The organism is Paraburkholderia sp. JPY419 (assembly GCF_050435705.1).
Classification (GTDB): Bacteria; Pseudomonadota; Gammaproteobacteria; order Burkholderiales; family Burkholderiaceae; genus Paraburkholderia; species Paraburkholderia youngii.
This window is the reverse complement of record NZ_JBNDKV010000003.1, coordinates 113,619-138,203: the sequence shown is the minus strand read 5'-3', so window position 1 is coordinate 138,203 and position 24,585 is coordinate 113,619. Positions and strand designations below refer to the sequence as shown.

The following is a 24,585-nucleotide window of genomic DNA, read 5'->3' as shown; positions in this document are numbered from 1 at the left end:
TCTACTTCGACTGGTCAGCCAACATGTTGTAGACATCGGCGGTGACGCGAGTTGTAATGTCGAGGACGGCAGAGGCAATTTTAGCGCACATCGGGCTGTCGACGTATTCTTATACCAGTACTCTCTTGAACTTCCGACTCACCAGTGAACGTTTCACTAACCCATTTCTTCAAATCGTCGGTCAGAGCCATTGATATTCCCCACTTGTTTGCCCCCAAGCTGAAGTCGAATACTACGTTGGCGGTGGCACGACCCACCTTCGGCTTCGAGATCGATTTCGGGGATATTTAGCAAATCGTTCCAAGGCTGATGATGTGCTTGCGCAGCGCAGTCGCAGCCGGGCCAAACTTCGCCTCTGATCGTTCTCTTCGCCGTTGACGTAGCGGATTGTCGTCACGCCGCCATGTCGCTTGGAAGCTTGACGCCCTCGCCGCGCGGTTCCATCAGGATTCCGCGCTTGCGGCCGAGGCGACCCATGGATAGGCCAAGCTCGAAAACGACGTTATCGCGCGGGCGCCGACCATTCAGTGACGCGGGCATTGGTGACGTCGTCGCCATGTGCGATCGCCACCGCGAAATCGCACTAAACCAGCTCACGTTCGATATCGTCGCGCGTATGGTTTGCGACCTTGAACACCCCTGGTTCCATGGCACTGTCAGGAACTTGCCGTGTGCGAACATGGTTTGTAGCAGGTGCGAGACGTCAAGCGCCTCAGCGCTCGAAATCACGAAAACGCGGATTTTGTCGCACTTCGCGTTTACGATCTGGTTGCGCCCCGATCAGGCGTTTCCAGAGTTCTTTTGCCATCCGGCGTCAGATGTCTGGATAGCGGCTGCCGAGCTCGCTCAGTTGCTGTTCCGTGATTTTCGCGACAAGGGAATCCTCTGCCTCACGAACCGTCGCAGACCGTTTCTGGATCGGCTCAACGGCTGCCATCTCTCCGACCGAATCGCCGGGGAACCGCCGGCGGATCGGCGCAGGGTTGACGACGATGTCGAACGCGCCGGTGACGATGAAATACACGTCGTTGTCGGTGGCGTCCTGGTGGATGATAACGTCGCAAGTCTTGACCTGAATCAGTTCGGCCATGTCGGCCAGCTCCGCGGCCAGATCTTTGTCGCCGCCGACGAGCTTCTGGCCCGTGAACGCTTCAACACGCAGGCGTTTGCCCGTTTCCCCAGAAAATCTCTCAATCATTCTTGCTCTCTCCGTGCCGCTTTTGGGAAACAAGCAGCAGCGATGATTCTAATGGACGACAGGCTAGAATTCGGTGCCGGCAGCGCCGTCCGCGGTGTGTCGGTGAACGTGAGAAAGCGGAGTCCGACCGCAGGTCAGCCTCGGCGATGTCGCCGGTCGTCCCTTGCGCGATACAAAGCTTTCGCTCATTGATGCGCCCAGTCGCTCCCAGTTGATCAGGTCGGCCAAACGTATCAACGGATGCTTCAGGTTGATCTGTTCGCGCAGCGGCTGGCGGAAAAAATCTCCCTCCGTCACAGGCGTCTTCGGACCCATTCGCACCTCGTCGAAAAATGCAGGATTCTCACGTTAATGTGCCAGGATCCTGCAAATCTCACAACACCAATTCGGCCTCAAAGCTCTGCCACGCAAGGCTCTCCGAATTGATCAGGCTCGACTATTGACTCTTCTTCATCCTGCCGATCTAATGGACTCGACCTTCAATTTGACAAAGTCCGCGCCGGGCGATCCAAGGTGCGGCATTACCGGTCTGATGCCGTGCGCTACTATGGCTTTCCAAAATTCGAATCGAATAAATGGGCTTCGAATAGGTCCCACGCCCTTCAAATGTCACATTGACTCTCGATTCGATTGCGTGAGCGTGCCTGGCGATATCCAGCATAGATTCACGAATACTTGCGTCGCACGACCATTTCCCCCATTGAAACGGGAGGCCGATTGAGAGCTTGCGAGGCCAATCTCACACTCCCCACCCTGAAGATTTACTTTTAGACTAGAAATATACCCCTCTTGACAATATCCCCCGCCAAATACCAAACCAGATGCCAACATCACACCCGCCATCGAAATACAAAGAACATATTTTTTGGCCCACATTCCGCACATCCCAGTAAAAATTCAAAATTAACTACCCATTAAAAATCACCACGCAAAAGCCCGACAGGCGCCCCAACTACCGAATTCAAACAAATCGCGACTACGTAATAACACGCGAAAGACTATCAGAATCCCATATTACACCGCCCGATATTACCCTGAACACAATCGTTATATGGAAGGAATGGAGTCTTTGATGCGATCTTCTTGCCCGTGCAGGTCGTCATTCCGAAAACGTCTCTGACGTTTGTTAGTAAGATCGGGGCCACGCCATGCGTAGCAATCTTTATTGCGCCGTACTGAACCTTACGTATCTCATCACTTAGCCGATCCCACCGCGTAGTTCTATTTGAATCTTCGAGACTCAATCGATATGGAGTGAAAGCATCATCGCCTAATGCAGTCGATGCAAAATTCCCTTGAATACTACGAAACCTTACCGCCTCTGATAGCACTGTTGCGTACGATAGCAAGGCCCTTGCCTCCGCTCCGTTTATCGTACTAGTCGAAGAACCATGATTCATTAGGTCCCTATACCCCTTCATCAGTGAATATCTATCGATTGACAAATCTGTTCTATCCGCGCTTACTCCGGCACTCCTTGCCAACGAGAGATAGCTAGAATCTCCTGTCATATCTATCGTGAAATCTACCAAATGCCGTGGCGCATTCACCTGTACTCTTCCGCTCGCCGTGTCCGAAAAATCAGAAAATCGGTAAAATATACGCCCAACGATAAACCCTGTTAGGTACAAATCGGATGGATTCATCACAAACCTAACGTCTGGATTTGAGGATGAGTTATTGGGACCAACTCCAATTATTTCAATTGCAATCCCCTCTACAATATTTGATGCATTGGGTCTTAATTGATACAAGATTTTATTGCCAGGGATATTCGTGAGCGACATCGCATCGCCCATTGCAGTTCTAATTGCACCCAACGATTGAACATATTTTTGCGGGGAACCAAAATCGACCCTGAATTCGGCAGCATATAAAAATGAACAGGTCGAAAAACACCACGAAATTAAAATGCCCTTCAGGAATTTTTTCATCAAAGCTCCAACGTTATATCGCGTCATCTCAAAACGAAATTCGCGAATCTCGATGCCTTTTATTTATTAAGCGAAGTTGCCACATATTAAGAGCCATCAATTTTATCAAAAAAACGCATAAATGCGCTCAAAATTGAAGTGCCCTTTTTCACATAGCGACATCAATTATCAATTTTGCGCAAATACAGGGGCACGCCGACATTGGATGAGCCTAGCAGCTGGATTATTTACGCATAGTCCCACTCCCACAAGATTAGCCTAACCGCATATTCATATGCGAAATCTATGCCAACCAGCCAACGCCAATAGCAAGTGGAACCTCGAAAGGCCTTAAAGCCCATTTCACCGATAGCATCAACAGACAAACCGGACAATTTCGCCAATTTGTGTCGCTACAGAGGTGGCGCCGGAATTTCGGACAAGGTCGGTAAGTGGAACGGTCGGGGCCTGAGCTGGGCATAGGGACCAGCAAGAGGAACCCAAAGATGGCAAAAAGAAGCCGCCGGTCGCATAGCCCGGCATTCAAGGCAAAGGTAGCGCTGGCAGCCCTGAAGGGCGACAAGACGCTGGCAGAACTGGCACAGCAGTACGACGTTCATCCGAACCAGATTACGGACTGGAAGAAGCAGCTGCAGGAGCGCGTGTCGGAAGTGTTCGATACGGGCAAGTCGACGACGGGTGTGCCACCAGTGGACGTCACGGTGCTCCACGCAAAGATTGGCCAGTTGACGCTGGAGAACGATTTTTTAAGCGGAGCGCTCGGCAAGGCGGGGGGGGGGGCTGAGCGGAAAGCGATGATCGACCGTGCACACGCGCGGCCGATTGCGCAACAGGCGCGACTTGTGGGGATCGCCCGATCAAGCGTCTACTACCGCCTCAACCGGTCAGCGAGACGGAACTGAAACTGATGCGCCGCATCGACGAGCCTGGCGCGACAACGTGTTCGTCGAACGGGTTTGGCGAAGCGTCAAGTATGAGGAGGTGTACCTGAAGGCATATGAGTCGGTCAGCCACTCCCGGCGTTCAATCGGCGATTACATCAATCTGTACAACCAGAGACGACCTCACTCGAGTCTCGAAGACCGCACGCCGGATGAGGCATACTTCGCGACGCTGCCTGCGATTAAATCGGCAGCATGAACGCCCGGTGGTTCCACTTAAAAATCTCGGGACCCTGTCCGAACAAGCGACGCCACCTCTTAAGGTAGCGTTGCTTGTGTTCGCTGAGTTCCTCTATCGGTACTTTCACAGCGAAGAGAACAAAGAGCTCTGCTGGCTAAAAGCGCGGGAAACCTTCCATTTTTGTCGAGTCGAACTCGAACACTCTGATCTTGGGCTTGTCGACGCTGGAACGCGTGGTTCGGCATGAGAGGAAGGACCGGCGACAATAACCACCGCTATGTGGAATAGTCAGGCACAGTAGAGACCGCCGGGAAGTGGCGCGATGCCTTGAAACCGGCAAAGCGGCCTTATAGATATGTAACGTCGGCCGTCTGGGAGACAGGAAACGCTGGCAGATTTCTCGCGCCCATGAGACACCGGTTTTCGTCTGTGGCGACGGCGACCGAGGACGAGCTCCTGTTACAGGTATAGGCTCTCCCGCTGAATGCTCCTCATCAAATTCCCGTTGCGCTCACTTCGTTTCGATTCGGTCGACACACAGGCGAGCCATGCGAAAATGCGCGTGTAGTGCGGCCAGCGGTGTTCGTCAACGTAGTTGTCATGTCACTTCACGCGCACTGCTTTAATTCGACCGGCGGCATCCGCTCCGGATTGAGCCAGACTTCATCCTTCAATTCCCAATTGCGAGTCGAGCGGGACCAACGCTGCGGATTGCGCGCCTTGGCCTGAGCGTACAAGACTTCCCGTTGTGCCAGCACCGCAGTGGCGACGCCGCTATGACGCTGCGCCGGCGTGACGAATTTCAGGCCGCTGTGTTTATGCTCGTGGTTGTACCAACGCACGAACTGCTGCGTCCAGGCGCGCGCCTCGTCAAGGCTCGCGAACGCTTTACGCGGATAGTCGGGCCTGTACTTGCATGTGCGGAACAGCGCCTCGGCGTACGGGTTGTCGTTGCTCACACGCGGTCGGCTGAACGAAGCCACCACGCCCAGGTTTTCCAGCGTGGCTAGCATCGTCGCACCCTTCATCGCACTGCCATTGTCCGAGTGCAGCACCAGCGGACGTCCCGCCAAGCCCTCGGCCAAACTCGTGCGCCGCATCAGCAACGACGCAAGTTCTGCAGATTCCGCTTCCTGGACTTCGTGACCGACGATCTTGCGGCTAAACACATCGAGCACCATGTACCAGTAGTAGAACTTGCCCTTGATCGCCGCCGGTAACCAGGTGATGTCCCACGACCACAGCTGATTCGGTGCTGTCGCACAATGGCTGGTGGGCATACGTGACGAAGGCTGCCGTGCCCGACCTCGGCGGTGCTGCTGCGAGGCACTTCGCAGCACACGGTAAAAGCTCGATTCCGACGCGAGGTACACGCCGCGCTCGGCCAGGCTCGGCACGAGCTGGCTGGGCGGCAAGCTGGCGAACTCAGCGCTATTGGCCACCTCCAGAATCTGTTGCCGTTCGGCCTCGCTCAGCCTGTTGCGCGGCGCCGGCCGCTCGGTCGTGGTCCGACCATCAGCGCGCACCGCCTCGCCATCACGGACCCAGCGCTGGAACGTGCGCAGGCTCAGGCCCAGCTCCTTGCAAGCCTTCTCCAACCGGCTGCCCGACTGCACCGCCTCGCGAATCAACGATATACACATCAGGCGATCCGGGACGTTGATCAATCGTCCTCTTTGTCCCCCCAGACCGCCTGGGCTTTTTTTCTGAGAATCAGCAGCGCCGCCGCTTCCGCCAGAGCCTTCTCCTTGCGCTGCAATTCCTTCTCGAGCTGCTTGATGCGCTGCTTGTCCTCTTTGGACTGGTGACGCTGCTCGCGCGCCTGCTCGGCAGCATTCGCGTTGGCGGCCTGGCAGGCAGCCCGCCACGCAGCGATCTGCTCGGGGTATAGACCTTTGCGACGACAATACTCGGCCAGCTCCGCTGCGTTGAGCGGGGCGGCTTCCAGCACTACGGCAAACTTGTCTTCCGAAGACCATCCTTCGGGGTTCTTCCCGTCGCCCGGCACTGCCAGCCCTTGTCCTTTCGCCTGTCGGCGCCACGTGTACAACGTCTGTTCGGTAATCCCCGTTTCTCGTGCTAGCGCCGACACCGGCGCATTCTCCGGCGGCATCATGCGACGCACGAGGGCTTCTTTTCTTTCTTCTGGGTAGGCTTTCATTCATCCCGATTCTACCGCCCCCGGACCATGTCTAAGAATCAAACAACATGACATCTATTCTGACGCCGGGGGAACCCACTAAACGGAAGTTTGCAGAGGTTCTGACGTGATGGACGATCCTCCGTTACACGGCGGAAAGTTCATGCTAATGTGGACAAGTCGAGATGCCACGCCGCGCAATCTAGTCGGCATGGAGATGTTACTTTAGTATGGAAAGTCGGACGCGTATCAGATACCGAAACTTCTTAATAGTCTCTCACGATGGAACATTCGGTATGTCATATGTCACCGCTCTCACATCATTTGAATGCCAATCGAAACCGCCGCGCAGTAGAAGAGGATCACTTAGCAGCGTCGGAGCGCAAGGGACCATCTTCAGGGCCTGCTGCAACATGGACCGTCTCCATCGGACCGACTGGTCGGCACACGACGAGGCCCTCTCTTCTCTTCCCTTGCTATGGAGCCTTTCCGACGACGGTTCCTGGGCGTCGGTCTTCACGTGCTGTTGCATGACCTCAGACATGCTGTCCTCCATTGACGTGCAACTCTGCTCCGTTGATGTACGAAGAGGCCTCAGTGCAGAGAAAGTAGATTACTCGTGCGACCTCGGCCGGATCCCCGAGACGACGCATAGGAATTCCGTGATTCACGATCTCCTCTGTGCCGGGCGACAGGATTGAGGTATCAATTTCGCCCGGAGCAATAGCGTTGACGCGTACACCCTTCGGGCCAAACTCGTGCGCCATTTCTCGTGTTAGAGCTGCGAGCGCAGCCTTTGAGGCTGCGTAGGCAGTACCTGCGAAAGGATGAACCTTCACCCCGGCGATTGATGTTACGTTGGCAATGGCCCCGTTTCCTCGGACCAACTCTGGGAACAACGATCGCGCCAGTAATGCGTTTGATACCAAATTCACGTTAAGAACAGTCATCCAAGTCCGAAGATCGCTCTTGAGAACTCCGAGGCGCGATCTATCCTCGCCTTTAGGAGAGACGCCAGCATTGTTGACGAGCGCGTGTAACTGTCCATTAGGTAGCCGTCGCCTGACTTCCAAAGCGATTCGGTCGATACTATCTAGGTCCGCGAGGTCTGCCTGTATGTGCGCTTCGCGCGCAGTAGGCCACTTGCAACTGTCCGAGAACGGCCGCCGGGAGACAGTGAACACCTCCCAGTTGTTCTCCTGAAAAAGCTTAACTGTGGCATGACCGATACCGCGGCTGGCGCCGGTCAGCAGCATATAACGAGTAACTTGGCCCATCTGTGCATGTCCAATTGGATAGATCGTTGCGGCGTGCAGTTGAGCGACTGCCGCCCTGCATGGGTGAGGTGTACCTACTCGCAAGCAGGCGTGCCAAACGCACTTCATGCCTGCAAGTATCTCGCCGACTCCCGACCCGCTCGTTGTCTTCAATCAAACGTGCTGCGGATATGCTCAGCAACATTCAAAAGTTCCTGCAGTGCAGTAATTGACCAGTTTCCACGATGCGTCACCGCGGTCACGCGACAAGGTCAATTGGTGTTGCGAAAACGGAGACGAGCAGTGAGTAAGAAAGGCAATATCGCGATTGGCGGGCAATGCGCGGCTTGGACAGCAGCCGCCTCCGTTCGCCGCGGATCCGCGGGATCGCTTCGACAAACACTGGCATCAAGCGTCCGAGGGTCGGTCGCGTTTTGTGAGGATAGCAGACTCTCATATGGCGAAGTGCCCGCCGCATTCGAGCACTCACAGAGGTCCTGCTCGACGCGAAAATGCACACGGCCACGCAGATAACCCCGCACCAGGTCGCGTGTCAGTCACGCGTGCCGGTGCAAGGTCAACCGACTGACTATCGCTGAAGAACAGATAACCACGCCACCATTGATCACAAGACTCATCAACGTAAAATGGGCGAACAGGCGGCAGTAATACACCGCGTGGCGCAATACCAGTGCAACCCTCATCTCTGTGTGAGAAACGACAGCTTGGCACCGAGTGCAGTGTCCACGATCGAAAACGCAACATGCACACCGACACGAGCCACGAACGCCACGCGCGCGCGTCCAATACGGACGCGCCAGTCCGATGAAGCGCCGGAAGAATCGGCCGTTGATGCTGTAGACTACCTCGAATATCTGATCACCAGCAAGGATTCGTGTTGGCCTGCTCCCTCTGGTTCTGCGTCATTTCGTTCTGTAACTTCGCCACTGACGACGCCTTGAGCGCTGCATCGTCGTTGAATGCGCACTACTTCTTCGCTCCTGACTGAACCTCGATGATTTCAGGCCGAACGACATCGTATTGAGGCAGCCATTTCTTGACCCTTTTCCTTCAACCTTAAATAGACGTCACGACCAATCTGTCGTATTCCTTTCCGTTCACATAGAACATCAGTGACCGAATGCTACGCGCTCCCAAATAATCGAAGACTTTCTCGCCTTTAGCCACTTTCAGTTGCGCCATCTTGATCCTCCAGAGAACCTGCCTGCTGTTCGGCGAAGGGGTTTTCGTACCGCACCGTGACTAAGATCCTCATTCCCGCCGCGCGCGACGTCTACGCCGACCGCCTTCTGGGCATGGCTCGGCCTCAGTACGCGACCGAGCGGCCCCGGAGCCGCAAGCACGACGTCCATCGCGCCGTTCTGCTGCCAGCGCTTGGAGTTGTGCCGGACGGTAATGTGTGACGGGAAGCCGAGGTTCTGCGGCAGATGCACCAAGCGGCATTTCGTGGTGAGCACATGCACGATGGCTTTCAGCCCCGCAGACTGGCGACGCGCGGACGATCAAGGCCAAGTGTCTGCGAACCGAAGAGCGGCTCAACCATCACCCATTCGTCGTAAGTGGGCGGCTGGTAGATCAAACGTCGCTTACCTCTTCTTCGACCGATCGTTGAGCGGTCTGGCCGTCCAGCACTTCTATCCGGAACGGGCCACGGACTCCCGTTGAAAATTCGGCCGCCGCGGCCAAGGCGCGTTCGATTCTGACGTCCGGCCGCATCGGCACACCGACGGTGGTATGCAGCGAGCCCAGCGCCACCTGTTCGCCGCTACCACAGGCATCGAAGTTCACGGCGCGTTCAGCAACATGATAATCGACGCCAATCTGGAAGATACGCCCCATGCACCCAACCAGAAAAGTGCCAGCCGATTCGCGTTCGCCGTCCTTGCGCGCGAATCCGCCGCGGGTAAAGCAAGCGCGTACCGCATCAATGACCGTCGTGCACATGAAGGCGAACACGTCGGTGCCTTCCGGGTGCGGCGCGACGGTCAGACCATGGCCCAGAAGCTGCCCCATCCTGAAGGATGTGGTGAAGCCGATCAGGAACGGTCCCACCCGATAAATCTTGGGGTCGGCGCGCACGGTGATGGCCCCCCCGATCCTGCCGAATCCGCACCCATGTAAACCTTCTTGCCATCTGTCAGCGCCACAATGCAGGTCATGCTGCCTCCGTAGGTGTTGCCCGATAGAACGCGACGCGCACGCCCTCGCACGGCTCAGCCGTGGTCGAAGCCATGCAAGTCCGCCCATTGCCGTCCAGAACTGCCCCGCAGTTCCATGACGTCCCGCCGGCGGGCATCGCGCCCCCCCGTGATACTTGCCTTCTTGCCAGGTAACTTCATCAGCATCAGCGCGGCAATCTTGTGCCACTGATTTTCAGTGGCACAAGATTGCCCGTGATTGGCGTTGGTCCAACGCAGAAACCAAGTCATTGGCCTTTTGAAGCGTGACAGCTCCTGTATAGAATATTTTGCTGGTCACTACCGCATCGGGTCCGGCGGAGTCCCAGACAGTTTTTGATAAATCGGCATGAGCCGATCCTGCACAAAGAACGCATAGCAGCAACACAGCGAGGAGAACGTTTTCGCGAAAGAAATTCATGCCTTCCTTTGTAAGCAAACCACTCGTCAACTAGCCATCATCCACGTCGCCAACGAAGGCCATCGAGCGCCAGACGGGGATGGCTATAACTGCGCAAATTCGTTGCCGCGCATAAGGGTCAGCACCTCGGATTCTGATACCGTGTAAAATGAATGCCACGATATCACTAATTGCCAGCCACACTAATATAAAAAGTTTTTTTAATGCCATAACGATTGTTTAATATTTAATCGTTTGGAAGTGCGATCTACTGAGTCCAGTCTTAATAATTCGCTCTCGCGGTCGACCCCGCTCAGGATGTCGATGCGTGAGCCGCGAAGCGGGTGAGCAAAGCGACCCGGGGAAGGACGTCAAAACACTGTGGCGTTCTGAGAATCATGCGCAGATTTTTGGCCGGCGCGGCACAGCACGGCATTGATCGATCGCCCAGCGCTACCTTCAGCCAGTTGTTTCGAGCTTGCCATCCGCCTTCATATGACCGATAGTCGGCTCAATCGCGCTACGCCGCCGGATCATGACGCGCAACGTTCGCGTGATGCCACGCCGCAGACCGGGGTGGTAGACCCTAACGCTGTCCGGCTCGGCGCCCCCGGCAACCACGGTCGACGATCACGATTTCAGGTTGGACGTCACTGAGAATCGCCGCGTAGTCCAGCGCTTCTTCCATGGGATGACCGTCGTGCGCATTGCCCGGCATCATCGAGCGGGTCCTAATCACCGGCTCCTCCGCCGCGTCGCCGTGACCAACACCTCTACACCGTAAGCGCTAGATTTAGCACACCGAATGCGGAATCGTTTGCATTCTGCGCGCGTGAGTAGCCCCATCGCGCCGGTCGATGTTGACCGGCGATGTTTCCAATTGTGTTCGGGGAGTGTGCGCCGACGTGGCGGCCTACGCGCGTCTTGTGTGTCAGCTCGCTTTCGACTCGGCGCTGCGCATAGTTGAACGGCAGCAGATCGCTGATGTCGGCATCCGGCGCGCGTTGCGGCAACTCGGTCAGCACGTGTACGAGGTACGCATAGGGCTCGACGCCGCAGGCCCGACAGGTCCGCATCAAGCTGTACTGTACACCATGGCGCTCGCCTTTGCTCCGGCAACGGTGTCGCTGAACAGCCCCGAAGCTCTGCCAGTGCAGAAGGGGCGGATATCGCGTTCCATGACGTTATTGTCTACCGGGGCAAGCCCATCGGCCACATAGCGGCTCAGATATTCCCACTGGTTGCGTGTATAGCCAATTGCCTTGCCCAGCAGGCTCTCGGGCAACACCTCAGGGGCCTGCTCATCGAGCCATTTCCTGAATGCTTCGAGCAATGGAACACTGTGCTGCTGGCACAGGCGGTACATGTAGCCGATACGCGTCTCGCCTTCAGGCAGATTCCCTTTGGCAAGCCGCTCGACCTAGTACAGTGCCTCGAAGTACTTGAGTGCCTGCGCTACGCGGCCACCGGGTTTCTTCTGCCCCTTGAGCGCGTCGACGAAGGTCCGTCTCGCATGGGTCAGGCAGCCGAAGTGAGTTGGGCCTTCGAGCGTGCGCCACGCAGCGTAGCCGTCGCTCATGAGCAAGCCCCTATAGCCGGCGAGGAACCTCTCCGGATGTTCCTAACCGCGCTCCGGCTGGAGCCACCGGCTCCCCGCAGTCCTCGGCACTGCGGGGAGCCCACACATAGCTCTTGCTCTGCGCGCTCTTGGTAAGCGGCTCAGCTGGGCCGTTCGTCCATTCGCGGTGCGCGTAAAGCATGATGGTGAACTGGAGCTGCCGGTCAGGTAGAGGGCTTTGGCGAACTGGCTGGCGTGTGCAGCTTGTCGGCCACACGCCAAGGCAGGAGCTCGTCGATGCGATTGATTTTGTGACCGGCGATATGGGTTAGCACATAGTCGAGGTAGGCACGCGGATCGATGTCATTCAGTGTGCAAGTGCCAATCAATGCGTACATCGCGGCTGCGCGTTCGCCGCCGCTGTCTGAGCCGGCGAATAAAAAATTTTTCCGACCCAGGCTTACACAACGCAGCGCGTTCTCCGCGATGTTGTTGTCGATCTCGAGCGTACCGTCTTCGCAATACAACGTCAGTGCGCTCCACTGGTTCAGCGTATAGTTGATCGCCTTGGCCGTATCGGACTTCGACGACAGCGTTTCGAGCTTTGCCCTGAGCCACGCTTCGTAGATCTGAAGCAGAGGTCTGGCATTCTCCTGCCGTATTCGCAGCCGTTCGGCGGCGGGCTTGCCGCGAATGGAGGCCTCAATGTCATAGAGCCCGCCAATATATTCGAGTGCCTTTTGTGTTGTGTCAGATGGCGTGCGCACATGGATGTCGTAGAACTTTCTCCTCGCGTGGGCATGGCATGCCGCCTCGCGTATCAAGCCATCGCGGAACAATTCGTCGAAGCCCGCGTAAGCGTCCGCTTGCAGAATCCCTTTGAAGCTGGCGAGATGGGTTTGAGGATGGATGCCTTGCCGGTTCGGCGAGTACGCGAACCAGACTGAAGCAGGTTGCGCCGAGCCGGAGCGATGATCGTCGCGCACGTAGACCCATAGCCGGCCGGTGCGGGTCTTCCTGTTGCCCGGTGAGAGCACCGGGATCGGCGTGTCATCCGCGTGCAGCTTGGTGGCGGACACGGTATAGCGGCGCAGCGCCTCTGTTAGCGGTGCGCACAGTGCCTCGCACTGGCCGACCCATCGGCCCATGCTGGCCCGGTCAAGCGTCACGCCGTCGCGCGCCGCGATCGCCGATTGCCGGTACAACGGCTGGTGGTCTGCATACTTCGAGACGAGGATGTCTGCCAGCAAGCTCGGATGGGCGATGCTGCGCTCGATCGGCAGGCCGGGCATCGGTGGCTGGGTGATAGTACTGCAGGAGGGGCAAACCAGTTTGCGCCGGATCGTGCGAATGACCTTGAACGCAGCTGCGACCCGGGCGAGTTGTTCGGACACGTCCTCGCCGAGCACCTGCATTGGTTGACCGCAGTCCGGGCAACTCGATTCGGGCCCGAGTACATGATCCTCGCGCGGCAGATGCGCGGGAAGCGCTTGCCTCGAAGATGCTTCGTCCGTCCTCGCAATCGAGGCGGACGCATTTGCACCGCGAGCCTGCGCACGCTGCACATCCGCAACGCCGCGCCCGGCGGCCAGATCCTCGAGTTGAGTCTCGAGCGTCTCGATTTGCCGCTGCAGCTGCTCGGACTTGCGACCGAACTGCATGCGCCTGAGCTTGTCGATCTGGGCCTTGAGCTGCTCAATCTCGACATCGCGTTCGGCAAGCAGACTACGAGCCTCGACCAGCAAGGCCTTCAGGAGTTCGACATCGTCAGGAAGATCGGCGCCGCTCGACATGCGCCGTAGTTTACGAGTCTGCCGCGCGGTTTACAACATCGATAATGCGGCGGTGCGACGGGGCTGTCGCCAGTCGATGCCCTCAAGCAGCATCGACAGCTGTGCAGAGCTCAGATGCACCTTGCCACCGTCGGCCTGGGGCCATATAAAACGGCCTCGTTCAAGCCGCTTCGCGAGAAGCCAGATTCCGTCCTCCGTGGCCCAGAGAATTTTTATCAGATCGCCGCGACGGCCCCGGAAGATGTAGACGTTGCCGCCCAGAGGATTCTCCTCAAGCGCTGTTTGCACCTTCGCTGCCAACCCCTGGAACCCGCATCGCATATCGGTGACGCCAGCAGCGATCCAGATGCGCGTGCCTGCCGGTAGGGAGATCATGAGCGCAGACTGCCCAGCACGATCCGCAACATATCGGCATCAACCAGGCCGTCCACTTTAACCACCGCACGACCGATCCGGATCTCGATCGTGCCGACCGGTGAGACAGGCTTCGCGCCCAGCGCTTGCGCTTCTACCGGAGCTGATGCAATGACCTCTGTTGGCGTGTCGCTGAGCAATACGACCGGAATGAGCCCGGCAGATCGAGCTTGCTGATCGTCCAGATATCGCCGCCGCCAGGTGAACAGCATGTTCGCGTTGATGCCATTCTCCCGGGCCAGCTTTGAGACTGATACGCCAGGCTCGCAAGCTGCCGCTGCCAGTCGCTCACGAAGCTCCCGGGGGTAATTCGGGCGCCCCGTTCGTGTACCTGGCTTCTTCTCTGCAGACTGTGTCAAAGTGGTGCCCATCAGATCGGAAATGATGGACATCACTTTGATGTCGACCTCAGCCACCGTCTATAACGGCCGGCACGAGCCGCTTACCGCTCTTGCCGGGCTCCTTGAGTACCTGCACCGTGGTTTCGTCGCCGTGAATCAGCGGCTGCGAGAGCAGCGTCTTACGCAGCGCTGCGTACAGGCGGCTGTAATGCAGCTCGGCGGGCCGGATGATCCAGTTGGCCAGTGTGCCGCGGCCTACCGGAATGTCTGCGCGTGCAAATACGTCTGCCATCCGGTACAGCGGCGTACCGTCGACAAACTTGCCGGCCGTGACGGTGGCGATCACCGACGCGCTGGCATTGCTGCCCGGCAGCGCCTGCAGGCATCGACGCCAGGACCGGCGTGCGGTCTGCGTGGCGCTCGCAATGCCGGCATGCGTACTTGAACCGCACGTGTTGCAGCACCGGCGCCTTGACCTCGATGTGCAACTGCACGCTGTTATCCTCGCCCATGCGGTGCATCCCGTGACCGCAGCAGGCGCAAATCTTCTGGTCCTCAGGCACGTCGTATTCGATGCGCTGGGGCGCAGGTTAGCCGGCAGCGGTTTGCGCCCGCGCTTGCCGCGTTCCGGCTCGTTGACTTGCGGCAGTCCGGTGTCAGGCAACGCGAACGCGTCATCAGCGTTGTCGTAGGCCTGGGCCATCTGTTCGGCTTCGTTGAACACGCGATCCTTGAGCTTCACACTGCGGGGCGCAAAGCGCTGGCTTTGTGCAAGCCGCAACCGCTCTTCGAGGGTCTGTATGCGCTGGGCCAGGTCAGCAGTACCCTGCTCAAGTTCACGGATATAGGCTTGGGCGGCCGGCGGAAGTCCAGAGAAGTCATGTGTGTCCATGCCTCTCACGATAGCGATGCAACCGCCCAAACAGTTTTACGTGCCGCCTTGATATCAATCAAGGTTTGTGTCGATCGTCTCGGGCCGATAGCGGCGGGAGGGATGTCGACGAACCGCTTCAATGTCGATGCCCTCAAACAGCCAATGCAGTTGTTCGGTCGTCAGTTCGATGACGGCCTACTGCCGGCGCGGCCACACGAACCGGTCTGCTTCCAGGCGGCGCAGCATCAGCCAGAAGCCGTTACGCTCCCACAGCAACAGTTTGATGCGGTTAGCCCGCCGGTTGCTGAACGCGTACACGGCGCGTGCGAGCGGATCGAGCTGCATCGACTGCTCGACCAGGTTGACGAGGCTGTTGATCCCAGCCCTGAAGTCGATCGGCTCGCGGTGCAGATAGACCAGCAGCTCCGTATCGAAGCGGAACATCAGCGCGCTCGCAATGCTACGATCATCGCCGTCACGAGTGAAGCGTCGCGCCCGGTACACTCGAGCTCAACGACATCCCCATTGGGCAGCGTCGCCGACAGGCTCGCCAGCGATGCCGAGCGCGGCGAAGGACGAGAAGGTTCACGCTGTGGCGTCGATTCCGATGCGGGTGGCACAGCTCCCCTTGGGACCAACGCCGGGGCCGCGTCGTCGATTGTGACGACTGTCGCGAATGCCGATGGTGCTTGCCCAAGACCAGCATTTGCGACAGCAGTACATTCACGGTGCTCTTCCAGGCGCACCCCCTTGTGCAACTGGTTTGCATTCACCCCGGCCTTCAGCGACAAGCCAGCCAGCGATGCGCCAGGCCTCGATCAGCTTGCGCTTGCCCTCCGGGTTGGATCCATGCTTGCCATCAGCACATGTCGGGATCACCCGCAGGGGGAAAAGTCAAAGTCAGTGTCGGCCATTATCTGCGTCCTCAATTCAAGTCTGCGGGCGCAGCTTGCATCTTCCCGACTACGGAGGCTAGGTGCGCCTGATTTCGCGCTTACTTTACACCTTATATGGTCGCGCCCGGTTTATCAGGCTTTCTTTCAAGTGGTGGCGACGCTGGTAATCGACTGTTCCGTATATCCAGACTGTCAAACGAGCCAGATGAACTCTAGGCCTTCGATGCAACCTGCTGTCCGGGTTCTAGTTGAACTCTCGGGCTCGGACGTGTGGTGCGTGGGGTGATTCAGGATCTCTTGGCCACGGTCTAACCTAGCGGGAAGGGAAAACGCTGGCTCAGAAAGCGGACGGAACTTCGGTGATGTCTGCCAAACGCCGCCACGCGGTGAAGCGTCCGCGAGCTGTTTGCGGTAGAGCGAGGCGCGTAGCAGATGTCGCTTGAGTTCAAAGTGCTGACGGATGGGACCGAAGCTTGATAAGAAAGTCTGCGCGCGTTCAGGATCGCGGAAGCCACGCATGCGTCGTTCGCGTTCACGGTCGGCTGATAATCATTTTCGGCCCGGCTATTGACCCGCGCGCTGGCTCTGACAAAGATGTGCTTGACGTAAGCCAGTTCGAGAATCTCGGCAGGCCAAACGGTCATCCCGGCCGCCGCTCGTTTTACCGTGAACTTGGTGGAATCACCCTTGGACGGTATCGAAGCGGTGCATTATCTAGCGCCACTCGGCGACATAGCGCCATCGTGATACAGGCCAAACACATGACTGTTGACGGACGCTATCGGCCTTTCGCGGATCACCGCTGGATGCTAGCAAAGGCTTACCGGTCCAAGTCAAATCCCAATTCCGTGGAGCAATATCTGTAGGAGCGGTCAAATCCGATTACCCGGTCGCGAAATGTGAACCGCTGGCAGATACTTCTTACAATGCATTGCGCCAGCCATCCTTAGCGCCCTCAATATCGCCCGCGCGGCAAGAGGAATGCGTGCGAACTCGCTGACGACCACTCGTAACTTCATTTCATCAGGCGATTGCCAGCTTCCTTCTACTCGACGATCAGCCCATGCCGGATCGCGTATCTAATCAACTCGGCGTTGTTGGACAGCCCCAGTTTGCGCATTAATCGCATCTTGTGTGTACTGATAGTTTTCGCACTGAGCGTACATGTCTCGGCGATTTCATTGATGCTCCTGCCCGCCGCGAGCATCTGCAGCACCTGGAATTCGCGATCCGACAGTACTTTATGAGGAGGCACGTCGTCGCGCTGAGTATCGAAGACCAGTGCATCGACGAGCTTCGGGTCGAGGAAACGCCCGCCCTCCGCGAGCTTGCGGATCGCTGCGAGCAGCACTTCCGGGTCACTGTCCTTGGTCAGATACCCCGTCGCTCCCGCGCGCAGCGCGCGGGACGCGACCTGAGCCTCATCGTGAATGCTCAGTACGAGCACCGGCAATGAAGGATGTTCCGCCCGTACTCTGCGAATCAGGACGATACCGCTGATGCCTGGCATCGTCATGTCGAGCAACAAAAGGTCGACTGCCCGCGAGCGCAACCCATCGATCACTTCTGACCCCTGTGCCGCTTCCGCCACAACGACGATATCGCTCGTAGTAGCTACGATTTGTCTGAGTCCACCACGGACGATTGCATGATCGTCTGCGATGAGTATCCTGATCATGTTCGAAGTCCACTATCGAGCGGAATGTGAATTGAAACCATGGTGCCCGCGCCCGGCACACTTTCGATTGAAAGCGATCCGCCAATCAGCCGCGCGCGTTCGTTCATGCCGAGCAGGCCATATGAATAGTCGTCCCTCACGACTTGCTGGTCGAAGCCGCAGCCATCGTCACGCACCTGCAGTAGGAGCTTCGCCGCCGTCGAAACAAGCGTAACCTCGACATGTGTGGCGTCGGCATGCCGCGCGACGTTCGTCAGCGACGCCTGTGCGATGCGGAACAAGGCCGTGGCATGTGAATCGGACAGCGAGGGTTCTCCGCCTTCGATGCGCAATTCACACGCAATAGCATTCCGGAGGTTGAACTCGTCGACAAGCCATTCAAGGGCAGACGCAATTCCGAAGTTGAGCGCGGCGGGCCGCAAATGGCTCGCGACATTTCGCACCATCGAGATCGTGCCTTCGACTAGTTGGCGCATATCGTCGGCTTTTTTTGACGCTTCCGCGTCGTACGCTATACGCATCTTGAGCAGGGACACGTCCATCTTAAGCGCAGTCAGCAATTGCCCCAGTTCGTCGTGAATTTCCATCGCAATGCGCCTTCTTTCTTCCTCGCGAATCGCCTCCATATACGCGGACAGTTCGCGCTGCTCCTCGCGCGATTCGACGAGTTCCTGCTCCATCTGCTTGCGCCCAGTGATGTCGTTCAGGCCAACATAGATCGCTGGAGAATCGTCGTAAGTCGCAACGCGTGCCGTCACCATCGCCCAGAATCGTGTACCGTCGAGACGCCGGAACTTGACTTCGGTATTGCGCAGGCCACCCTTCGTTTGTAGATGCTCGATCAGACGCTCACGCTCGCCACGTTCGGCATAGAAATCGTCGATATTGGCGGACGAGCCTTCGTCCATACCGAATAGCTCACGCAGCGGCCGGTTTGTGTACAGGATATGTCCGTCAGGCATCGACGTGATGCACAGCGGCACCGGACTCGTTTCGACAATCGCGCGAAAGCGAGCCTCGCTTTCCTTGAGACGAGCGTCCGCACGCCTCCGCTCGTCAATCTGCGCCAGCAAGTTCGTGTTGGCATGCGCGAGCTCTTCGGTTCGCAACGAGACGCGGTGCTCCAGATCGTCGCGCGCAGCCGATAGCACCGCTTCCGTCTTCTTTCGCACGGCTATTTCCGCGAGCAGCAGGTGGTTCTGCGCGAGCACCTGCTTGTGCATCATCCGCAGCTCAAGGTGCACGCCAACGCGAGCCAGCGTCTCGTCAACACGTAACGGCTTGGTTACATAATCGACGCCGCCCGCCAAAAAACCTTCGACGCGGTCCGCGTTGCCTGCGACCGAGGTCATGAATATGACCGGGATGTCGCGCGTGCGCTCATCGCGCTTGAGGCGTCGACAGGTCTCGAAGCCGTCGATGCCTGGCATCTCCACTTCGAGCAGGATCAGGTCCGGCTGCGAAAAGACCGCACGCTCGACCGCTTCCGTACCGTCGAGCACCACCAGCACCCGAATGCCGTGCGCCTCGAAGCTGTCGACAATCACACCAAGATTCCCCGGCGTATCGTCGACGATAAGAATCGTGCCCTTGTGCGCGACTAAAGCGGCCAAATCGGTCATGATGCGGTGTTTCCTTCGAGATACCGCTCAACGAGTTGAAAGATCGCTTTCCACTCACAGGTTTACGCGAACTGATGCGGTTCGTTCATCGCGTCGACGGATCGAATGGGGGAATTGTTCACAGTCCATGTATGGTGCAACGTCGCACTCTATACCCACCATGAACCCATATAAAGCCTAAGAGACTCGCCCCGCGTGGCGAGCAGTGCATCGGGTATAAGCCATTTGCGCTTCCAAGCCTTTGCGACGGCATTCCCAGACTTTGCGCTGCCCAAGCGGAACAGCGTACGCGGACGAGCATCGTCACGAGCAGTCGCAAAACAGCGCAGCTTGTAATTGAGCACGATCCACCATGCGTGGATAATTCCTATCCCAAATATCCCCTCGAGTGCCGCCATTGTGGGAGTCCAATATTGCACTCGATCTAGAGCCTAGTCTACGCGCCTTCACCGGGTTCAAAGGTCCGCTGAGACAACGCGCGCCGCGGCGTCAAATCCGCCGCACGCTCCATGTATCTTTGCGCTTATGCTTGCATTTCCTCTCCCTACTCCGCTCTCTCCGTCAGCGTGACTCTGCGCGGCGCGGCCAGTTCGTCAATCAGATCTGCCACTTCGCACAGCGCGCGGAAGTCACAATCGTCGATCCGATTCGCGTGATTCCGCCGCAAATCGCGCAGTGTTTCGCCAAGGCGCCTGAGCGCGCTGGGGCTACTGTCGCTCAATGGCCAACAATGCATCAGATACGCAAGCGCTGTCAGGCTGCGCGTCTCGCACCAAGGCGTCGAACAGTCGCAGACATATCGCGTCGATCTGCGAGACGACGTTCTCCCTCTCCGACAGATAGCCCATCATAATTCGTCAAGTCGACGTTGCATGTCGTCCTGTTCATTATCGACTAGCAGACTTCCTACCGCATTCAGCGCTTACTGCAAAATGCGGGTATTAGATTCTGAATCACGCGTCAGGAAATCCTGACCCATATCGCAAAAAGCCCGCCGATAGGTACAAACCCTCGATTTCCGCCGCACAAGGGCGATCCGACTCAGGAAGTCCTGACGGCCGCAACCAGCGCTTCCTGAGACAACATTCGGCCGGCTCCGATTGGACGCGCGCTCCGATCGCCATACCATCGATTCATACTAGATCGAGGGAAAACCATGGCGGCCAACACATCGCTGCGCTCTCAAGTCGAAAAGCTCGTTGGCCCGACGCGCGACTACTGGGCGCGTGTCCGCCTGCTGGACCGCTTCCTTTCACGTAGGAACATGCCGCGCGCGCATACAGATGGCTCGGCCGACTGGTGCGTGCTCGGTCTTCCTCTCTCGCCATGCCGACGCCACGTGGCACGTCTTCTCACCCGCCCCCTCCGCCAGAAAAGCGGAGATGCCGCACCGCCGCCTCATCGTTCAGCGAGCCGGAGAAAGACATATGCACGACGATGCCTTGAGCATTCTGCCGAAGGAAGTGAGCCAACTTCACGCGTGGCTCAGCGACTGGTACGACCATGCATTCGCCGCGGGCTACATTCACCCGCCCTTCACTCTTGACGAAGTGACCGCCGACCGGCTGGAAGGCTATTTCACGGCGGCCCTGACGCCAGCCGAAGGCGCAATTTTGTTCTTCGGCGTCGTGCATTGAGCGCAAGCGCTGATGTTCGAAGAACCCGGCTCGATGTGCATGTCGACCACGACCGCGAGTGCCGGATGTCGACGTCCGAAGCGTGGTCACGGCTTTTCGCCTCCGATACGGCCTTGATCACGCCTGCCGCCTCGCTAATCATAGGCCTTACCATTGGCCGGTTCTCAGGGGCGCGATGCAAGTCACTCCGTATATCTTTCAACTTGCTCGCGTCGCTTCAGCACACCGAACTCACTTGTAGCTAAAGTACTGTCGCCAGCAGCGCAAGCACGGCGACTGAGCCCTTGGTCCCTGAAAAGTGCCGGCAAAAAGCGATGATAGCGAACCGAACCCGCGGCATTCACTCGCCGTCGCTCGAAACGGACGGGCCATAACTCGCTTATTTAGGTGAAACTGCAAGCGATCAACCAAATGGGCGGATAGGTGTACGGATCACATGGTAGAGGAACATTTTCCTGATGCGATCCTGTTTAGTGGAGCAGAATCGGCGCTTCGCGGGCGCCCAAGGTCGCATGTAAGGGGATGCAGGGCTAGTGCATGTCCGGCGCCGGAAAGCAAAACCCGCAGGCAACTGACTAACGCGACATCATCAGCATCTCGACGTTCCGCATCACCCAGACCGTGCCGAGGATCAGGAACGCAGCGGCTAGTATGGTGTAGCAGAGTGAAAGCACGTTCCATCCCTGCCCAGGCGAGAGGGTCAGGTGTAGAAAGCACACAAGGTGCACGACGACTTGCAAAAAGCCGAGTACGGCGATCGCGATCATGGCCGTAGTTGCATCGATGGCATCGTACAGCCCGACACCGAATGCGCCGGCCGTAAGTAATACCGAAAGAAAGAAGCCCGCGAGATACCTAGTGAGGCTGCCATGCGACCCCGCGTGAGTCTGTGCATAAGCCATTAGAGCATGCTCCCCAGATAGACGAAAGAAAACACGAAGATCCATACTACATCGAGGAAGTGCCAGAATAGGCTCAGGCACGTTAGCCGCCGGACCTCCTGCTCACCAAGCTGAGGCACCCGCAGCACTTGAATCACCAGTACGAGCATCCACAGCAGGCCGAAGAAAACGTGAATTCCGTGCGCAGTGACGAGCGTAAAGAAGGCTGAGAGAAACGCGCTGCGCTGCGGACCCGCGCCTTCCGCGATCAGCTGCGAGAACTCGCGAAGTTCGAGCGCGAGGAACGACGCGCCAAGAATGAATGTGATCACGAGCCAACCGAGCACGACACCGCTCCTTGCCCGCGGCACACCCAACATCGCGAAACCATAGGTGATACTAGAAAGCAACAGCACAGAGGTTCCCAGCGCCACGCCCGATAGATCGAAGAGATCGTGACCCGTAGGACCACCGGCGAACTGGTGCCTCAGCACGCTGAACGTAGCAAAGAGCGCCGCGAACAGCATACAGTCGGTCATCAGATACACCCAGAAGCCGAACACCGAGTGCGATTGTGGATGATCTTGATAATCGACTGCTGAAAAATCTACGCCAACGGTTTTCTGTAACATCAGTAAGCCTCCTCGCCGACTGGACCGTTAATGCCCATCGGGACTCTGGTGCCAAACCGCCTTTCTTCGATCTCACGGACCATCGCCGCGGGAATGTAATATCCGTCGTTCTTGTCGAAGCTCTTTATGATGATCGTAAGGACGATCCCAATGAAACCTAGCAAAGCGAGCCACGCGATGTGCCATACGGCCGCGAAACCCAGCACCAAGCTGCACATCCCTGTGAAAAAACCCGCCGACGTATTGGATGGCATATGGATGTCCACGTACTTTGACGCCAGCCCAAGGCCGCGGCCCGTTTCTTTCATGTCCGCGAAGGCGTCAATGTCCTCCACTTGCGGAATGAGAGCGAAGTTGTAGACCGCCGGCGGTGAGGAAGTTGCCCATTCGAGCGTGCGCCCATCCCATGGATCGCCTGTCATATCCTTGCATTCGGTCTCGTTACGGTTCACGAATGCCATCACCCACAGCAGAACCTGTAACAGGATCCCCACCGCGATGATCGCTGCGCCGAGCGCCGCAACGATGAAGTATAGTTGCCATTCAGCCACATCATAGTGATTTGTGCGGCGCGTCGCGCCCATGAAGCCGAGCACATAAACAGGTACGAAGGCCACATAAAAGCCGACGAACCAGCACCAGAACGACGCCTTGCCGAGCTTGTCATCGGGCTTGACACCGAACACCTTCGGAAACCAGTACTGCAGGCCAGCTAAATAGCCAAACACCACACCGCCAATGATGGCGTTATGAAAATGAGCGACCAAGAAAAGCGAATTGTGCAGCACAAAGTCCGCGCCCGGGATCGCCATCATCACGCCGGTCATGCCACCGATAGAGAACGTCACCACGAAACCGATGGTCCAGAACACGGGCGCGGCGAATTGAACGCGCCCGCGATACATCGTGAATAGCCAATTGAAGATCTTGACGCCGGTTGGAATCGCGATAATCATTGTGGCGATGCCGAAGAATGCGTTGACGTCGGCGCCTGAGCCCATGGTAAAGAAGTGGTGCGCCCAAACAAGAAACGAAAGTAACATGATCGCACACGATGCGTAGACCATCGTCCTGTAACCGAATAGCGGCTTCTTGCAGAAGGTAGCCATCACTTCCGAATAGATGCCGAAAGCGGGCAGCACCAGAATATACACTTCGGGGTGGCCCCACGCCCAAATCAGGTTCAAGTACAGCATGGCGTTGCCACCAAGTTCGTTCGTGAAGAAGTGCGTGCCAATATAACGATCGAGGCCGAGCAGCGCTACCGCGACCGTGAGAATGGGAAACGTCGCCATGATGAGGACATTCGAGCAGAGCGCCGTCCATGTGAACACGGGCATCTTCATGAGCGACATCCCCGGCGCGCGCATCTTGATGATTGTGACAAAGAAGTTCACGCCCGACATCAAGGTGCCGACACCCGAGAGCTGGATCGCCCATATATAGTAGTCCACTCCAACGCCCGGACTAAATTTCAGCTCGGAAAGCGGCGGATACGCGAGCCAGCCGACCTTCGCGAATTCGCCAGCTACGAGGGACAGATTGATCAACACCGCGCTGACTGCGGTCAACCAGAAGGAAAGCGAGTTCAGAAACGGAAACGCCACATCGCGCGCGCCGATCTGCAATGGCACGACGAGATTGAAGAAGCCTACCATGAGCGTCATCGCCATGAAGAAGATCATGATGACGCCATGCGCCGTGAAGATCTGGTCGAAGTGATCCGGCGGCAGATAGCCTGGCGAATTGAACGCGACGGCCTGTTGAAGGCGCATCATTACGGCGTCGGCAAAGCCGCGCACCAACATGAGCACGGCCACGATCATGTACATGACGCCGATGCGCTTGTGGTCCACGCTCGTGAGCCACTCGACCCAGAGGTACTTCCACTTACCTTCTAAGGTGACCAGCCAGAACACGCCGAAGACAACAAGCGCCATGAACACCGACGCCCCCATGATGATGGGCTGATCGAGCGGCATCGCGTCTAATGTGAGTTTTCCGAACATGG

18 protein-coding genes and 6 pseudogenes are annotated in these 24,585 nt (G+C 57.5%); 2 read left to right on the top strand and 22 right to left on the bottom strand.

Going from position 1 to position 24,585, the window contains the following annotated elements; all coding sequences use genetic code 11:
* Nucleotides 1–393: 393 nt before the first annotated feature.
* From QFZ91_RS24210 to QFZ91_RS24195, 4 genes and pseudogenes are all read right to left on the bottom strand, one after another.
* Nucleotides 394–681, bottom strand: coding sequence for a TIR domain-containing protein (locus QFZ91_RS24210; RefSeq protein WP_368719052.1), 288 nt, complete (start codon nt 679–681; stop codon nt 394–396).
* A gap of 133 nt (nt 682–814) precedes the next feature.
* Nucleotides 815–1,198 (bottom strand): cyclic nucleotide-binding domain-containing protein, encoded by a 384-nt coding sequence (locus QFZ91_RS24205; protein ID WP_429568750.1) that lies wholly within the window; start codon nt 1,196–1,198, stop codon nt 815–817.
* Nucleotides 1,199–1,306: 108 nt separating this feature from the next.
* A pseudogene (locus QFZ91_RS24200) lies at nt 1,307–1,513 on the bottom strand (IS5/IS1182 family transposase); the annotation flags it as partial.
* A gap of 686 nt (nt 1,514–2,199) precedes the next feature.
* Nucleotides 2,200–3,132 carry a ribosome-inactivating family protein gene (locus tag QFZ91_RS24195; protein WP_429568749.1) on the bottom strand — a complete coding sequence of 311 codons (933 nt, stop codon included), beginning with the start codon at nt 3,130–3,132 and terminating at the stop codon, nt 2,200–2,202.
* Between the two features lie 485 nt (nt 3,133–3,617).
* Here QFZ91_RS24195 and QFZ91_RS24190 point away from each other — a divergent pair.
* Nucleotides 3,618–4,272 (top strand): annotated as a pseudogene (locus QFZ91_RS24190) (integrase core domain-containing protein).
* 590 nt (nt 4,273–4,862) lie between these two features.
* On the opposite strand, the gene QFZ91_RS24185 reads toward QFZ91_RS24190, so the two are convergent.
* From QFZ91_RS24185 to QFZ91_RS24115, 15 genes and pseudogenes are all read right to left on the bottom strand, one after another.
* A protein-coding gene (locus tag QFZ91_RS24185; RefSeq protein ID WP_429568748.1) for an IS3 family transposase occupies nt 4,863–6,415 on the bottom strand; the annotation gives its coding sequence in 2 pieces (ribosomal slippage) (nt 4,863–5,953 and nt 5,953–6,415; 1,554 coding nt in all).
* A 515-nt stretch (nt 6,416–6,930) separates the two neighbouring features.
* The gene (locus QFZ91_RS24180; protein WP_429523981.1) at nt 6,931–7,671 is read right to left on the bottom strand and encodes an SDR family NAD(P)-dependent oxidoreductase; all 741 of its coding nucleotides are present in this window, start codon (nt 7,669–7,671) and stop codon (nt 6,931–6,933) included.
* 1,575 nt (nt 7,672–9,246) lie between these two features.
* On the bottom strand, nt 9,247–9,750 hold the full coding sequence (locus QFZ91_RS24175) for a hypothetical protein (protein WP_429568747.1): 504 nt from the start codon (nt 9,748–9,750) through the stop codon (nt 9,247–9,249).
* 134 nt (nt 9,751–9,884) lie between these two features.
* Nucleotides 9,885–10,100, bottom strand: a complete 216-nt coding sequence (locus QFZ91_RS24170; protein WP_429568746.1) for a hypothetical protein — start codon at nt 10,098–10,100, stop codon at nt 9,885–9,887.
* Between the two features lie 734 nt (nt 10,101–10,834).
* Nucleotides 10,835–10,969, bottom strand: a complete 135-nt coding sequence (locus QFZ91_RS24165) for a hypothetical protein (RefSeq protein WP_373686934.1) — start codon at nt 10,967–10,969, stop codon at nt 10,835–10,837.
* A 232-nt stretch (nt 10,970–11,201) separates the two neighbouring features.
* Nucleotides 11,202–11,957: pseudogene (gene tnpC / locus QFZ91_RS24160) on the bottom strand (IS66 family transposase); the annotation flags it as partial.
* Between the two features lie 73 nt (nt 11,958–12,030).
* Entirely contained in the window at nt 12,031–13,599 is a 1,569-nt protein-coding gene (gene tnpC / locus QFZ91_RS24155; protein WP_429568745.1) for an IS66 family transposase, read from the bottom strand.
* Between the two features lie 30 nt (nt 13,600–13,629).
* Nucleotides 13,630–13,974: an IS66 family insertion sequence element accessory protein TnpB gene (tnpB, locus tag QFZ91_RS24150; RefSeq protein WP_429568717.1), complete on the bottom strand. Its 345-nt coding sequence runs from the start codon at nt 13,972–13,974 to the stop codon at nt 13,630–13,632.
* Nucleotides 13,971–14,429 carry an IS66-like element accessory protein TnpA gene (gene tnpA / locus QFZ91_RS24145; RefSeq protein WP_429568718.1) on the bottom strand — a complete coding sequence of 153 codons (459 nt, stop codon included), beginning with the start codon at nt 14,427–14,429 and terminating at the stop codon, nt 13,971–13,973. The genes tnpB (QFZ91_RS24150) and tnpA overlap by 4 nt, the downstream gene beginning before the upstream one ends.
* A 25-nt stretch (nt 14,430–14,454) precedes the next feature.
* Nucleotides 14,455–15,246: pseudogene (locus QFZ91_RS24140) on the bottom strand (transposase); the annotation flags it as partial.
* A 177-nt stretch (nt 15,247–15,423) separates the two neighbouring features.
* Nucleotides 15,424–15,672, bottom strand: coding sequence for an IS66 family insertion sequence element accessory protein TnpB (gene tnpB / locus QFZ91_RS24135; RefSeq protein WP_429568744.1), 249 nt, complete (start codon nt 15,670–15,672; stop codon nt 15,424–15,426).
* Between the two features lie 789 nt (nt 15,673–16,461).
* Nucleotides 16,462–16,753, bottom strand: a pseudogene (locus tag QFZ91_RS24130) (IS6 family transposase); the annotation flags it as partial.
* A gap of 416 nt (nt 16,754–17,169) precedes the next feature.
* Nucleotides 17,170–17,802 (bottom strand): response regulator, encoded by a 633-nt coding sequence (locus QFZ91_RS24125; RefSeq protein WP_429523985.1) that lies wholly within the window; start codon nt 17,800–17,802, stop codon nt 17,170–17,172.
* Nucleotides 17,799–19,424: a hybrid sensor histidine kinase/response regulator gene (locus QFZ91_RS24120; protein WP_429568743.1), complete on the bottom strand. Its 1,626-nt coding sequence runs from the start codon at nt 19,422–19,424 to the stop codon at nt 17,799–17,801. The genes QFZ91_RS24125 and QFZ91_RS24120 overlap by 4 nt, the downstream gene beginning before the upstream one ends.
* Nucleotides 19,425–19,968: 544 nt before the next feature.
* Nucleotides 19,969–20,275, bottom strand: a pseudogene (locus QFZ91_RS24115) (hypothetical protein).
* 576 nt (nt 20,276–20,851) lie between these two features.
* Here QFZ91_RS24115 and QFZ91_RS24110 point away from each other — a divergent pair.
* The gene (locus QFZ91_RS24110; protein WP_429568742.1) at nt 20,852–21,061 is read left to right on the top strand and encodes a hypothetical protein; all 210 of its coding nucleotides are present in this window, start codon (nt 20,852–20,854) and stop codon (nt 21,059–21,061) included.
* Nucleotides 21,062–21,636: 575 nt separating this feature from the next.
* Here QFZ91_RS24110 and cyoD read toward each other — a convergent pair.
* Genes cyoD through cyoB form a run of 3 tightly spaced genes read right to left on the bottom strand, consistent with a single transcriptional unit; the run spans nt 21,637 to nt 24,583 of the window.
* Nucleotides 21,637–21,963: a cytochrome o ubiquinol oxidase subunit IV gene (gene cyoD / locus QFZ91_RS24105; protein WP_176369866.1), complete on the bottom strand. Its 327-nt coding sequence runs from the start codon at nt 21,961–21,963 to the stop codon at nt 21,637–21,639.
* The gene (gene cyoC, locus QFZ91_RS24100) at nt 21,963–22,574 is read right to left on the bottom strand and encodes a cytochrome o ubiquinol oxidase subunit III (protein WP_429568741.1); all 612 of its coding nucleotides are present in this window, start codon (nt 22,572–22,574) and stop codon (nt 21,963–21,965) included. The genes cyoD and cyoC overlap by 1 nt, the downstream gene beginning before the upstream one ends.
* Nucleotides 22,574–24,583, bottom strand: coding sequence for a cytochrome o ubiquinol oxidase subunit I (gene cyoB / locus QFZ91_RS24095; RefSeq protein ID WP_429568740.1), 2,010 nt, complete (start codon nt 24,581–24,583; stop codon nt 22,574–22,576). Before cyoB ends, cyoC begins: the two co-directional genes overlap by 1 nt.
* Nucleotides 24,584–24,585: the final 2 nt, after the last annotated feature.